The following is a 14,400-nucleotide window of genomic DNA, read 5'->3' as shown; positions in this document are numbered from 1 at the left end:
TCGATCTTCCCCTTCCTTTGAATTAAGCTCATCCAGCGTCTGATACCAGGGCCAAAGGAAGCGGTGGGCCACCTGTACCCGACCGTTTTGCTTCCACACCGGCTTTAGTCCGTCCCCCCCGCCGATCCGGGACATAGTCAGTCTCTAACCACTGGGAAGAGGGTATGTTCGCTTCCCGAGCAAATCAACCGATGGGCTACAAGAACAAAAGCTCTCTCCGCAAAAGAAAGAGCTTGCCGCCTCTAGAGCAGCTCCCCCCCAAAAGCTAAAGAAACCCCAACTCCTCCCACAAGGCCCTGGCTAATAGTCGCGGGCCACAAACCGCCGCTAATTCTGGCTTAGAGCTCTCCGTCGTCTTTGCTCGAGCTCCCCCGTTAAAAGCTCCACAAGCCTGTCCACATGAGGAGCCAAAAGCTCCTTGCGCTAGAAGATTCGCTATAGACCAGCTCTCTAGATTTTCCCTCGATCGTAGTAGCTCTCCACCAGTCGAACGGTCTGGTCCACTTTCCCGCTTGAGCCGACGGATTAGAACGATACGCAGAAACATAAAGAAACATTATCCTACAACGTTGATCTATGTAGTTACTTTAAAAAATTTATTCATAATAATTATTCATAATGTATAACTATGTTTTCGGCAAAAATGGCTCCCTCTCCTCTGGAGCACCCCCAAAATCAGGCGATTTTCACCAAACATGGATTAGTGAACTAACTTGGACTTTAATGATTCTTTCTATCTTGCGGTTGCACAGAGAATCGAAGAGTTGATGGACCTACTCTCTTCCCCTGTAATAAATCAATTATTATTCAGAAAAAAGAGGCAAAACGCTCATAGTCTGCTAAATCCTGTCAGTATTCTCTAAGCTATTGTTTACAATGTATCTAAAAAAGAATAAAAAAGAAAATACATAAAACACATATTTTTTACTAATCCATTTTTATAGAATATATTATGTAATACTATTTTTATATATTATCCAATCTCCATGTTCAATTAATGGTTTTTTTTGTATTTCATTACAATATACATACGCATAAGCTTCCAATTGATAATATTCAGAGTTTAACAATATTATACTTACCTTTTCTCTTTTAAACAAAAAAGGGACTCCCTCAATATAATCGAGTTTTTTCAAGATTTCTTTATTAACAATATAGAGTTCTCCCTTGACTTTTCCATTTCCAGGGATAATAGCAGGATATTCTCCTAGATCATACATAAGGAAATGATATAAAATACCTAATCCTATAAACTCGCAGCGACTCAAAATTGAATTCCTACATTGCCCTTTTCTCAATGTTCCATAAACAAATATCTTTATAGCATTTTTTTTGAATAACATCTTAATTGAAAGTCTATTATAATGATAGAAAGAAGATAGAAAAAGATTTTGTAGCCATGAATAAAATCCTTTTAGCTTCTTCGAACCTATACAAATGGAAGGAATTTTCTCGACTCCTCTACCCAAATGTTGTTGTCCCTCTGCCTGAGGAGTTCAAACGATTTTTCCCTCCTGAATCTTTCACAAGCTACTTAGAAAATGCACGGCTTAAAGCCATGGCTTTGTCTGCCATATATAGTGGTTTAGTTCTCTCAGATGACTCAGGTTTAGAAGTTAACTTTCTTAAGGGTGAACCGGGGGTCCGCTCAAGCCGATATGCGGGAGAAAAGGCCAACAGCGAAGAAAAGATTGCAAAACTACTACACAATCTCCAGAGTTCAAAATCCTTAGATAGGACTGCAAGATTTGTTTGCTCGTTAGTCTTAGTCAAACAAAAAAAAATTCTTTTTGAAACGACTGCTTTTTGTTATGGCATAATAGCAACTGAACCCAAAGGGCATGGAGGATTTGGATACGATTCTATTTTTATTCCTCAAGGACATTCTTTAACAATGGCAGAACTGACTGAACAACAAAAAGATATGATTAGTCATCGTGGGAAAGCATGTCAGCAATTAAAGGCTTTTCTTGAAGAAAAAAAGTGGTAATGAAAGCGATCATTCTGGCGGCCGGTAAAGGGACCCGAATGGGCTCGTTAACCCATGACTTGCCTAAACCGATGCTTATGGTTAAAGGAAAGCCCATATTAGAGTGGATTATTCGGGGACTGTATCAGGAAGCCAAAGTTGAACATTTTTGTATTGTCGTTGGCTACAAAGCAGAGAAAATTCTAGAATATTTTAAAGATGGCCAATTTTTGGGCATAAAGATTGATTACCGATTTCAAAAGAAACAAGATGGGACAGGCAAGGCTCTACTTGTTGCAAAGGATTTGATCTCAAATGAACCTTTCTTTTTGTCCTATGGAGACATTCTCTTAGGTGACTGTAGAGAATATGGTCGGATGGTTCACGCATATAAAGGGGATGGGCTTGTGGGATTGACTGATGGAAACGATCTCTCCAAGGGAGGGGCTGTCTTTATTGGTTCTGATGGTCAAATTATTGACATTATAGAAAAGCCTCAAGACCCTGCCCTTTCTAAAGGAGCCTTTTACAACGCAGGGATCTATTTAATAAGCCCAAAGATTTTCGACTTTATGGAAAACCTTTGTCTTTCCCCTCGCGGAGAATATGAACTGACAGATGCTTTAAGAATGTTTTCTCGACATGGCAAACTCTATGGCTTTTTAATAGCAGGTAGTTGTGTAGACGTACGAGATCCACAAACACTAGGGTCATTAAACTCTTAGAATAAAAACAGTGAAACAAACTACGGCTATCGATAGGTGGAATGAAAAAATAGAAAAAGTACTAGCCTATCTTGCTATAGAAAAAAGCCACTCGGTCAATACGCAACTACTCTACCAACAAGTTTTAGAAAAATTCGCCTTTTGGGCTGCTTCTCAACAATTAAGCCTTCAAAAAATCCAAATCTGTCATGTGGAACAGTTTTTGAGAGAAGAGAATAAAAAGGGACTCTCTCAGAGTTCCATAAAAATTATAATTATTGCCCTTCGTCATTTTTTTCAATTTTACAAAGATCGAAATGAGATTAAGGAAAATCCACTGTACAAAAAAGAACTCCCCTCCATCCAATCTCGATTGCCGCAGTTTTTAACAAAGAAAGAAATTGAAAAAATTCTTAATTTAGAATTTCCTGACAATCCCTTAGGGTGGAGAGATAAAGCCATTTTAGAGCTTCTTTACAGTTCCGGTCTTAGAGTTTCTGAACTCATCAGCTTGAAGTTAGAAGCTTATAGCCCGGAACGTTCTCAAATAAGGGTTTGTGGAAAAGGGAACAAAGAAAGAGCCATCCCTGTAGGAAAATGTGCAAAAGAAGCTCTGGATAAATATATTTTAAAAGGAAGAGACTTTTTTGTGAAAAAGAAGTCTGGGGGTGAAATTTTCCTAAGTCGCATTGGCAAACCCTTAACTCGATCCAGAATTCGGCAGTTGGTTATCCAGTATGCTAATCAGGCTGGTGTTGATAAAAGGGTTTATCCTCATCTTTTTCGACACACCTTTGCTAGCCATCTTTTAGAAAACGGAGCCAATCTAAGGATTATCCAAGAACTGCTTGGTCATGCCAACATAGCAACCACGCAAATTTATACCCATGTGAATTTAAAATATCTTAAAGAGATTCATCAGCGTTGTCATCCCAGAGCCAATGAAAAAATATAAAAGCAACTAATCACAAAAAAAACAATCCTAGTATCGATGTATCTTGCTGAATTAGAAGAAAGACTCGGTCATACATTCAGAAATAATCAATTGCTGGAAGAAGCTTTAACACATCCTTCCTACTTTGTTGAATCGATGAAAACAACCGGCAAAGATTTCCAAAGATTAGAATTTTTAGGAGATGCTGTCTTGGGGCTTGCTATTACTGAAAAGCTTTTTGAAATTTTTCCCTCTTTTGATGAAGGAAAACTGACCAAACTCAGGGCAAAATTGGTCAGTCGGAAAGTTCTTTCTCCATTGGCCTCTTCTTTAGGAATCGGTAAATATTTAAGGCTGGGAAAGGGGGAAGAAAAAAATCAAGGGAGAACAAAACCTTCGAATCTGGCTAATGCCCTAGAATCAGTTATAGGAGCATTGTATCTAGATGGGGGATGGGAAAAGGCAAAGTCCTTTGTCTTCCAACTGTTCTCACCATTATTTGTAGAATTACACAAAGATCCTTCTGCTTTTTTAGAATATGAAAATTCAAAAGGCTTGTTGCAGGAATTTTTACAAAAAAAAGGAATGGAACTGCCCGTCTACCGAATTGTTTTGGAAAGCGGAGAAGCACATAACAAATGGTATGAAGTAGAGGTTCTTTGGAAAAATCAAGTTTTAGGTAAAGGATCTGGGAAAAGTAAGAAAGAAGCTGAACTTCGAGCTGCTAAGGAAGCTTTTGAGAAGTTAATTTCTCAAACACCAATCGATTTGATTCAAGAGTCGTGAAGTAGGCTTCCATAAACTTGGCTTTGGAATCAAAGCCAAGCATCCGAGCCAGTTTTTCTTTTGCTGCGTCGTCTAAAGGCAATACCGATATTGGGCTATTTCTTTCTCGTCTCATAACCGATTCGATCCGCCTAAGAAAGACATAGCCCTCTCTAGCTAATCGAGCCGTATGCTCATCCTCTTTTTCCAATAGTAAAAAAGCTTTCCACATGCTTGGTTCTCGTATTTGCTTATTCATTAGCCAAATTTGGAATCCAAGCTCAATATCCATAAGACCTCCTGGTGCTGTTTTGATCCGGTATTCAACAGGTACAAAACTATCCCTTTCTTTTTGGATCTTCTCACGTAATTCAAAAAACTCCTTCCATGGGATTCTCCGACTCCAATCTGCCCACAAGTCGTCAACAAACCGGATAAATCTCCTTCCATATTCTTCGTTTCCACAAACAAAGCGAGCTCTATGTAAGGCTTGAATTTCCCAAAACATGGCTACAGAACCGTAGTAATGTTCATACATTTCCTCTTCGAGTACAATGGGACCTTCTCCATGAGGTCTTAACCTAAAATCAAAATTGTAGAGAATGCCACTTGGTAGCATTTCAGAAAGAAAACGATTCAGTTCCAAAGCTCCATTCAAATTATTCCCTATAAAGAGACAATCCAGGTCCGAACCATATCCAAGTTCTCCTCCCCCAAACCTTCCTACTCCAATGATTGCGTTAGAGAGTGCATGACAAAGATTGCATGCATGCTTAAGAATAGCCTCGGCAAGTGCCGTATATTCCTCTTCTATCTCAATAAGAGAAGCAATTCCAAGAATGTCTCTCAAAAATATCCTGAAGAGTTCCTCTTTTCTATAAAGGCGATATTTGGTCCGGTGATCTTGTTCGATCTGGGCCAATTCGTTGAAAAAATCCCCGACTGTCTTCTTTGTATAAAGTCCATCGCTTCGGCATATTTCCTCAAACAAGTCTGGTTGAGACAAAAGAATTTCTGTAAAAAAAGAACTCGAATCAAAAAGCCGCAAAAGAAGTTCCAGTGCCTTAGAGCTTGATGCGAAGGATTCGAAAAGCATCGCCTTTGTTCCATACTTTTCTGCGAACTGCACAAATCGGCTTAAACAAAGATTTGGATCCACGGTTTTTTTCAATGTCTCTTCTAGGATTGGATAGAGCCGTTTTAAAGATTTCGAAGCACGCGCAGAAGGTTTGATCGGATCACTATCCAATAAAGATTGAATGTCTTTATAGGCTTTTTGAGGATCAGGAAAGATTTCAAAATGAAAGATAGATTCTCCTTTTTCCTTTGAAAGTGGGAAAACCGATGAAAACAACTTTCGAACAGTCATTCGATATGTTTCTAGTTTTTCTTCAAAGAGCTCAAGCTCCAGACCTAAAGAGGAAGCAAGAGCTTTTTTTTGAACAGTATTTTCAGGAATCAAGTGGGTCTGAAGATCGGCAACCATTTGCAGTCTGTTTTCCACTTGTCTAAAAAAATAATAGGCTAATTTAAGTGCTTCCATTTCCTTTTTTGGAACTAATTGGCATGTAGTCAATGCTTCCAGAGTTTCAAGGGTGGACCTACTCTGAAGAATGGGATAACGGGCTCCATATACCACTTGAAAGGACTGGGCAATAAACTCTATTTCTCGTATGCCACCTTCTCCAAGTTTGATATTTCTTTTTTTGGAAGATTCATCCAAAAGTTCTTTTTCTATCCTCGATTTTATTTCAAAAACCTCTTCAAACATTTCCTCAGTGATATGCCTTGGGAAAGAAAATAGGGAGCGAAGAATTTCAAATTCATAAGCCAAAGCACTGTCTCCAGCTGATTTTCTTGCTTTAATCAAAGCCATTCTTTCCCAACTCTCACCTAAAGCCGAATAATAGTATTCACAATATTTGATCGATGGAACAAGTATCCCACTATTTCCATCAGGCCTTAGTCGGAGATCAATTCTATAGAAACCGCCATAAGCCATTGAGAAGAGCTGAACGATTTTTTTCCCCAGTCGATTAGCCATATCATGATGACTATTAGACCCATTATGGAGAAATAAGAGATCAATATCTGAACTGTAATTGAGCTCCTTTCCACCCAACTTTCCCATGGATAAAATAGCAAAAGGAAAGGCTGGAAATCCCAATTGCGCTTTTGCCAGATCCAAAATGATCTCTATGGAAAAATCAGCAAGCAAAGAAAGAGCCTTTAATACCTTTTCCAAACTCCATACAAGGGCAAAATCAAAAAAACCGATTCGGAGAATTTCTCTTTGTTTCAACCTTTTCAAAGCATCTATACGATTTTGTAAGCTTAAAGAACCATTTGCCAGTTCTTGCCAATCGATTTTAAGTCTACCAAGACCTCGGTAATGGGTAGGATCAGAAATTTCAGGACTTTTCAGCCACTCTTCCCATTCAGGATGAGCTTTGAATTGAGTTCTAGCAAACTCCGAAAAATCCAGAAAAGCTTCCAACGCTATGTCTTTGTTTGCAAACCGACCAAAATTTTCCATACATTCCAAATTAAAGATTAAAAGAAGGATCTTTTGCTAATGATTGAGCGAAATAAGTTAATATGATATCGGCCCCTGCCCGTTTAATTGCTACTAACGATTCAATAGCAGCTTTTTTAGGATCTAGCCAACCGTTTAAGCCAGCAGCCACAATAGCCGAATACTCTCCCGACACCTGATAGGCAGCTACGGGTAAAAGGGTATTTTGTCTGATTTGGTATATAATATCAAGATAGGGGCCAGCTGGCTTAATCATGAGGATATCGGCACCCTCTTTTTCATCGAGTACTGCTTCTAAACATGCTTCTCTCCTATTGGAAGGATTGAGTTGGTAGGTCATTTTATCAAGATAGTATCCCTTTTTTTTTGCAGAGCCAACCGCTTCTCTAAATGGTCCATAAAAAGCTGAAGCAAATTTAGCTGAATAAGCAAGAATGCCTGTTTTCGTTAATCCTTCGGAATCGAGAGCTTTTCTTATTTGACCGACCCTTCCATCCATCATGTCTGAAGGAGCAACAAAATCAGCTCCCATTTTCCCAAGCATTACCGCCATCTTTGTTAATATTTCTACAGTCGCATCGTTATCTACATCACCTAACTGTTCATTCCATAATCCATCATGGCCATGGGTTGTATAGGGATCTAACGCAACGTCTGTGATGACAAGAAGCTCAGGAATGTTTTTTTTGATCGCCGAAACTGCTTTGGGGATTAATCCTTCTGGATCCAATGCGAGAGAGCCACTATCATCCTTTTTTTCTATTGGAACATAGGGGAATAAAGCCACAGCGTTAATTCCCGTTTCTTGGAGTTCCGAACAGACTTCTAAAAGGTTTTCTAAAGAATACCTGAAAATGCCAGGCATCGAGCCAATCTCTTCCTTACCTTTTTTTTCCTGAACAAACAAGGGGCAAATCAGATTACTGATTGTCAGCCGGGTTTCTGTAAGTAAGCTGCGAATTTGCCTGCTTGCCCTAAATCTTCTAGGCCTTCTCGACAAATCGAATGGTTTTTCTTTCATAGCTTTAAAATATTACTTAGAATCTATCAGAGTTGGAGAGAATAATGCTTTCTTTCCTTTAAAGTACGGTTTTAAAACTAAATGTCATTACAAATAATAAAACATTCTTTGCTTATTGATCGACTCACACGGCTCAGGGATAAAAACACTCCCAAAAGTCTTTTTAGACTTTATTTGGATCAAGCCTCTTCTATATTAGCAACCTATGCCACTCAAAGTCTTTCGTTACAGCCAATTGAAATTGAGACACCTTTAGAAAAAACTTCGACTTTTATTTTTGACCAAGAAATCCTACTTACTCCGATTTTACGGGCAGGGCTTGGGATGCTCAAAAGTTTCCAGTCGCTTATTCCTGAAGCTCAAGTATTTTTTTTAGGAGCTGTGAGGGATGAAAAAACATTGGAAAGCAGTCTTTATCATGGACAAATCCCTAACATAAAACACCATCATCAGGTATTCATCCTTGATCCGATGCTAGCTACAGGAAATACAATGGTTAAAGTAATTAGACTTTTAAAAAATTATGGAGCTATTTCCATTAAAATCATCTGTTGCATTGCAAGTCCTGAAGGCATCAAACTGATTGAGCATTCCTATGGCGATGTTGAAATTATTACTGGATGTGTAGACCGCGAAATTAATGCCCAGGGTTTTATTCTTCCAGGTTTAGGAGATGCCGGAGATAGACTTTTTGGTCCATTTGATTAGTCTTCCTTTTCCACTCTTTGAATTTTTTATAAGTACTGTGAATTACTATTTTTTTTAATGTCTCGCTTAGAAATTCCCTTAGGTCTTTAAGTCGAGAGATGAGAGCGGAGCTAGCCAGGACTTCACTTGCCTTAGCCAGCCATGTTGCCCCCCCAGATCGTCTCGCCGCTGATTTGTCCTGCCGTATATGAATACTACAAAACAATAGGTTTTAGTCTTTCTAAAGTACCAGTAAGCCAACCACATGCAACCCTCAATATCACTCTGGTGGCATACCTAGCCTTAACCTTGTATTCGTTCTTCTAGCCTCCTTAGCCGACATGCTATATAACGACCAGTAAGGTACTTTTTGCTCTCATATCCGCTTCCCCACCATCTGTGCGTAGCCATATGTTTTTAAGGCATTTCTCCGAAGGAATTGCTTCAAAGGATTCGAACTGGACAAATGTATGAAGCGAAAGTCAGGATAGTGTACCCGCGATGTTTGGCAGCACTGCTTGGCGCCGCATGGAGAAATGGTCGAGCCTAAAATGATCTGCGGTACCAAAAGCCACTTTGTGAACCATTCGTAGTCAATCCACATCATGTGCCATGCGTTCTTTTCTCTTACCTATGATTTGCGGCAGGCCTGCAAGCCTCTTAGCCAAACCCAGAGGCAAACCGATCCTGCCATGCTGGTCTTAGCTTAGACATTCGCTGCGAAAAAGCGCTCTTTGTGAACAAAGGCCAAGGAATCATTCATCGGCTGCGATCGTGAAGCAAAAAAGGTTCGTGGGCCCTCTAAAAAGTTAGAGCCTGCCCAACGCTCTCAACGGGTGAAGTGATCCAAGGTCTCAAGCCGAACAACACGCTTTTTTCCCGCTTGAAGCGGTTGTCGGGTAGTCTTTTGCGCAAGCAGAACAGCTTGAAGAACCGCTCCAATCCCATGATAAGCTCGCAAGACTGCGTGCGCGGATGCCAAAATTCAGAAGAGTAGAAGACGGCCAAATATGGAGGCGACGGCTGAAGGGAAAGGATGCTATTAGGAAAGGCAAGCAATGCAATCAATCCTACTTCGGTGGAGTCCGAGATCAGGGAAGTCAAGGGCCTAACTACTAGCTTTCCAACAGAAGCCCGTCTCCTGCAGGGGATTGGGACTGTCACATTTATGAATGAGCATTTTCCGTTTTCAACAAGTTTATACTAATAAAGAAAAAAAACTTAAAAGATAAGAAAAGGAAACAACTGCATTCTACTTTGTTTTTATCTATGTTAAGTCTTTGTATAATCAAAATTAATTTTAACCACATAATATGAACAACAATTCTTTTGAACTTAGTTTTAATCCCCTACCCATTTTTACTTTTTTTTCTGATATCAGAGCGCATCATATTATAAAAACTGCTTTTCAACTTCGTATTTTTAAAACTCTTAATAGCCATGAAATGACTCTTGAAGAATTATCCCAAAAGACAGGGGCCAGTCAGAGAGGACTCAGTTTTTTTTTGAATAGTCTTACAGCGCTTGGCCTGCTTGAAAAAGAAAAGGAGATCTATAGACTTTCTCCTTTTTCTAAAGGATTGTTAATTGAAGAAGCTCCAGATTATATTGGCGATTTTTTACAAAATTCTTTTCTTAACGAAGATTGGACAAAGTTGACCGAAGCTGTTCTCAAGGGTGGTCCACCTGAAGGAGTTGAAAATCAAAGCAAAGCAGAAGAATTTTTCCCCAAGCTTATTAGATTTCTTCATATTGTCCATCGTGATCCTGCAGTGAAAGCGGCTCGAGCGATCGGAGCTGGAGTTTCTCTCCATGCACTCCGTGTTTTGGATATAGGCTGTGGTTCTGCCGTATGGAGTCTTGCGGTTGCCTTGACTGATAAGCAAGCAAAAGTCACAGCAGTAGACTTTCCTAGAGTTCTTGAATTTACCCGAAGTTATGTTCAAAGATATGGAATTGAAGATCGTTATGAGTATTTAGCAGGAAATATTGAGGAGATTGAATATCCCCATAAGAATTTCAACCTTGTGATTTTCGGCCATATCCTTCATTCTGAAGGGGAAAATAAAAGTCGGAGATTGTTAGCTAAAATTTCCAAAGTAATAGCTTCGGACGGTCAAATTGCTATTTTAGAATTTTTACCTAATCGTCAACGCACTGGACCTTTAGAAGCCATTCTTTTTGGGTTGCGTATGCTTATAAACACTAAAGAAGGTGGCATTTACTCTGGAGAAGAATACGAAGAATGGCTAAGAGAGGTTGGATTTTCAAAATTTAGTTATCATGATATTGGCTATCATTCCCCACTCTTATTAGCCTCAAAACACTAACTAGCTTATTCTATTCTTTATCCTATTGTGCAGAAGACCATAGGATAAATGCCGTGGGCAGACAAACATTGGCAGCGGATAGGGCGTTTCTATCCCTGTTCTTCTTTTTGCTACTGCAGCTTGTTCTTCGAACAAGCAAAAACTTATACTTCCACTACTGGGGCTTTGCCGATAACAAAGCCAGACTAGACTGTCTAGCTTTCTCACTTAAGAACGTTCACGGCTGGCTACCTGATTACGCAGGAAAAGAGAACTTTTGGGGCTGTGCATGATTCTCCTCTCTTAATGCCTCCTAGATTCAAAGAAGCATCTGCAGTGGATCTTATCTGAAGGCAGTTTCAATATACCAACCTAGCTTTTGGAGAAAAAGTGATGTTTTTTTTCCCATTTTAAGATATCATCTCTATCTATGACCTAGTAAGGTCTGTAGGGTGTATTTTGGATCATTGGAGGCAGCCGGACATGGGTTTATGTCCGAAAAAAAACGTTTGCTAATTGATAAGAGTAGTGACGCCATCTACCGCGCTCTGGAGTTCAGAGAGGCGCAAGCCATAGGTTTAATCACAGACCAAAATCTATCCCCTTTAAGGATTTGGGAGGGTCATGAAAGATATTAGCAACTAGGTCTAACTCCAGACAATGTCTGATTTTAAATCTCCAATAGCACAAGAACAAAACATAAAATTCAGCCATTTTAACCCCACCGTAAGCTTTGCCAATATAATTTATAAAAATCTTCCTAAAAAAGAAGTTTCAATACCACCATTGCCATGAGACAGTCGCCATCCAATTCATTCCATATTGAACACCATTCCAATATTGATAAAGGGGTTTCACAATTTGAGCGGTAAGAAAATTTCCTTGCAACGCATTTTCTGGTGAGGTCCCTGCCTTTTGAAAGCCTTCTTTAGCAAAACCTGGCATTCTCATGTTCACACCTAAGGCTGCACCAGCCCATTCGCCACCTGTCCAGGATGCAACTATATCGGGCATTGCTATAAAAGGAGCGGTTCGAATTGAAAGTTCATTAGTAGGATTAGCCCCATGAATCTCACCTTGATAATAACCAACACCACTAAAATTAATGGAAGCGAAACTGGTAAAATTGTAAGAAACCCAGCCATTTCCAAAAAATGAATTTCCCCAAGCATAACCTTGATTGTTTCGACCAACAGGAACTGTTGAATAACCTTGCACACCCCATCCCCAACGCCTGTCTTCACTCTGCCCAAGATATGTCAATGCCCCTATAAAAGCGGGAACACCTAAGCCCAGTTGCATGTCATATGGATAGACACGATGCCCAGCCATATCTGACATAGTTTCATCAATTGATCCTGTAGGCACTGAAAAACCGAGGTTCATTTGAATTCTATGTCTATGAAAATCAAGTAGCTTATATATCCATTGAAAATTAATATCTCCAAGGCCAATAGCCTTCATTGACATCCGGCTCCCTGGAGGCATTGGTTGTAAAGGCAGTCCACCACTACCAGTATGCATTCCACCCATCCCGGTCATTCCACTCATCCCATGCATTCCTGTTGGCATAAATCCACCCATGGGCAATCCTATCATATCCATTTGTTTATCCCATATTGGGAACATCGCCATGAAGGTTAGATTGTCTGTTAAACCAAACATCAGCATCGGCATATATTGTTCCATAAACATAGAGACGTCACCCATAGCCACAGGTTTGCCTGCAAAACGTATTGCCTCTAGCCCATTCAAATTCAATGCACTGCTACCTTCATAATAATCTGGTCCCATGTTCATATACATCCACCAAAAACCAATCATTGGCTGATATTTTCTATGCATATGACCGGTTCCCATGAGGCCAGCTGGTGTATCACTTGCGGCGATTTTGTCTGACCATATTTCTCGAGAATCAAGGTCAACTTTACTATTTTCCCATGGCAGAAGCAATGAAGGCTCTCTGCCCAAAACTACAGTTTCCTGAGCTATAGAAGTTGGTATATTTTGGGTATTATCTGAAGGAGATCTTTTTTAGTCGATAGCTTTCTTATAATTTGGTTTGCAGATTGACTCTGTAAACCTTGGTTTATTTCTGAGGTATTATTTATAACCACACCATCCTCATCCTGCTGGTTTCCTGCATGCCCCAACTCTTCAAAAAAATAAAGAGATAACAACAAACAAGAACAAAAAGGAACACGCAAAAAAATTGTATAGAATTTTTTCATGGTAAAAGGCTGTTCAAACTACACGAGGATAAAAGTAAAGATTCTATTTCCAACAAATTGTTCCAATTTACTAAATGGAGTCCACACGGCATAATCCGTCGTAGGCAATCCTTGCATACAGCTGTAGTGTTTAGAGCCTGTCTTTATCTCTTTTCATAGGGATCTTTGCTTCAGGCAAGAAAGTCGTTATATTCAAGCGTCGGATGGGCTGTTCCACTTTTTTGTTGGATAGAGCCAAAAAGAATAGTCTTTGTGCCTTTTATTTAGCCACGCTTTTTCCTTAAACTTCCATCTATCCAAGCGCGCCGAAGTGCTCCGCCTGTAACCGCGCAGCGGTTCAGGGAGTGATGAAGCGGTACGGGTCGCTCAAAGGACGATCACTCTGGTCTTTCCTGCTGCTCCGATGTATTGCTTGAGCACGGACAGTCGCTCACCCCCCAACGGTTAGGATCCAGTCACTTCGGCTCCAGAATACGGGTTTACTCAAGTAATATCGTTTTAGGTGATCTGCAAACTTCTTGCGCAGCAAGCGACTGGTGAGCGTCTTGAGAGTATTCACGGAGGCTGACGGTAATACCTTGGGAGTCAGCGTGCAGATTCACATGATCCGCCTCACCGTTGAATTCCAGCACCTCGCACTCCCATTTTGCCGCCGTACCCCGGCAGATAACAGCCAGTCGGTCTAGCATGGGGCCGGTCATACACCTGCGGTGATATTTCGTAACCAGAACCAAGCGGCTGGTCAAGTTATAAACGCAATGATATAGATTACGTAGAGTTTGCATGGTTATGGGAACCGAGTAGGATATAACCCATGCTGAACCGCAAAGTCACTTATCGGCTGTATCCCAGGCGCCAAGCAAGAAACCCGGTTGCAGGAGATGCTTGTTTTGCATCAGCGCTTGTATAACAGGGCCCTCGAAGAACGCATCCGCGTGTGTAGAAGGAAACCAATAAGAGATTGTCGTTTGCTGACCAATGCAAGGCAATCATGCAATGGTGCAAAGCGGAGCCCGCGTTGGCCAGATTGAATGCCCAATCGGAGCAGGTAACCCTCAAGCATCTGGACCTAGCTTTTCAGCGCTTCTTTTGCCGCCTGAAAAATGGCGAAACACCAGGACTGCCCCTCGCTTCAAAAGCCTGCCCCGCTATCCGGGCTGGAGATACAAGTCCCATGGGGAAGGATGGAAACTGCACACCCTGGACAGAATAATCGGCATGGCAAACTCTATCTGCAAGCTATA

11 protein-coding genes and 1 pseudogene are annotated in these 14,400 nt (G+C 40.5%); 6 read left to right on the top strand and 6 right to left on the bottom strand.

What is annotated here, in order from left to right:
* Positions 1–265: 265 nt before the first annotated feature.
* Positions 266–547 carry a hypothetical protein gene (locus tag A7Q09_RS06945; protein ID WP_134390613.1) on the bottom strand — a complete coding sequence of 94 codons (282 nt, stop codon included), beginning with the start codon at positions 545–547 and terminating at the stop codon, positions 266–268.
* A 403-nt stretch (positions 548–950) separates the two neighbouring features.
* Positions 951–1,343: a gamma-glutamylcyclotransferase gene (locus tag A7Q09_RS06940; protein WP_134390611.1), complete on the bottom strand. Its 393-nt coding sequence runs from the start codon at positions 1,341–1,343 to the stop codon at positions 951–953.
* Between the two features lie 56 nt (positions 1,344–1,399).
* Between A7Q09_RS06940 and A7Q09_RS06935 the strand changes: the two genes are divergently transcribed.
* The 4 genes from A7Q09_RS06935 to rnc are packed head-to-tail and all read left to right on the top strand — an operon-like array spanning position 1,400 to position 4,393.
* On the top strand, positions 1,400–1,990 hold the full coding sequence (locus tag A7Q09_RS06935) for a non-canonical purine NTP pyrophosphatase (protein ID WP_134390610.1): 591 nt from the start codon (positions 1,400–1,402) through the stop codon (positions 1,988–1,990).
* Entirely contained in the window at positions 1,990–2,694 is a 705-nt protein-coding gene (locus A7Q09_RS06930; RefSeq protein WP_134390608.1) for a nucleotidyltransferase family protein, read from the top strand. The genes A7Q09_RS06935 and A7Q09_RS06930 overlap by 1 nt, the downstream gene beginning before the upstream one ends.
* Before the next feature lie 10 nt (positions 2,695–2,704).
* Positions 2,705–3,628 carry a tyrosine recombinase gene (locus A7Q09_RS06925; protein ID WP_134390606.1) on the top strand — a complete coding sequence of 308 codons (924 nt, stop codon included), beginning with the start codon at positions 2,705–2,707 and terminating at the stop codon, positions 3,626–3,628.
* Positions 3,629–3,664: 36 nt separating this feature from the next.
* Positions 3,665–4,393, top strand: coding sequence for a ribonuclease III (gene rnc, locus A7Q09_RS06920; RefSeq protein ID WP_134390604.1), 729 nt, complete (start codon positions 3,665–3,667; stop codon positions 4,391–4,393).
* Here the strand turns inward: rnc and A7Q09_RS06915 are convergent.
* Together A7Q09_RS06915 and hemB are read right to left on the bottom strand one after the other, a co-directional pair.
* Positions 4,332–6,908, bottom strand: a complete 2,577-nt coding sequence (locus A7Q09_RS06915; RefSeq protein WP_134390602.1) for a glutamine-synthetase adenylyltransferase — start codon at positions 6,906–6,908, stop codon at positions 4,332–4,334. The genes rnc and A7Q09_RS06915 overlap by 62 nt on opposite strands.
* Before the next feature lie 10 nt (positions 6,909–6,918).
* The gene (gene hemB, locus A7Q09_RS06910; protein ID WP_134390600.1) at positions 6,919–7,929 is read right to left on the bottom strand and encodes a porphobilinogen synthase; all 1,011 of its coding nucleotides are present in this window, start codon (positions 7,927–7,929) and stop codon (positions 6,919–6,921) included.
* Positions 7,930–8,010: 81 nt separating this feature from the next.
* Here hemB and upp point away from each other — a divergent pair, with 81 nt between their 5' ends.
* Entirely contained in the window at positions 8,011–8,637 is a 627-nt protein-coding gene (upp, locus tag A7Q09_RS06905) for a uracil phosphoribosyltransferase (protein WP_134390599.1), read from the top strand.
* Positions 8,638–9,929: 1,292 nt separating this feature from the next.
* On the top strand, positions 9,930–10,946 hold the full coding sequence (locus A7Q09_RS06900) for a methyltransferase (protein ID WP_134390597.1): 1,017 nt from the start codon (positions 9,930–9,932) through the stop codon (positions 10,944–10,946).
* 753 nt (positions 10,947–11,699) lie between these two features.
* Here A7Q09_RS06900 and A7Q09_RS06895 read toward each other — a convergent pair.
* Together A7Q09_RS06895 and tnpA are read right to left on the bottom strand one after the other, a co-directional pair.
* Positions 11,700–12,896 (bottom strand): hypothetical protein, encoded by a 1,197-nt coding sequence (locus A7Q09_RS06895; protein WP_244228587.1) that lies wholly within the window; start codon positions 12,894–12,896, stop codon positions 11,700–11,702.
* A gap of 690 nt (positions 12,897–13,586) precedes the next feature.
* Positions 13,587–13,857: pseudogene (gene tnpA, locus A7Q09_RS11305) on the bottom strand (IS200/IS605 family transposase).
* Between the last annotated feature and the right edge of the window lie 543 nt (positions 13,858–14,400).

This window comes from Methylacidiphilum sp. Yel (genome assembly GCF_004421185.1).
Lineage (GTDB): Bacteria > Verrucomicrobiota > Verrucomicrobiia > Methylacidiphilales > Methylacidiphilaceae > Methylacidiphilum.
Note: the sequence above shows the minus strand (reverse complement) of the source record. Positions and strands in the feature narration are given on the sequence as shown.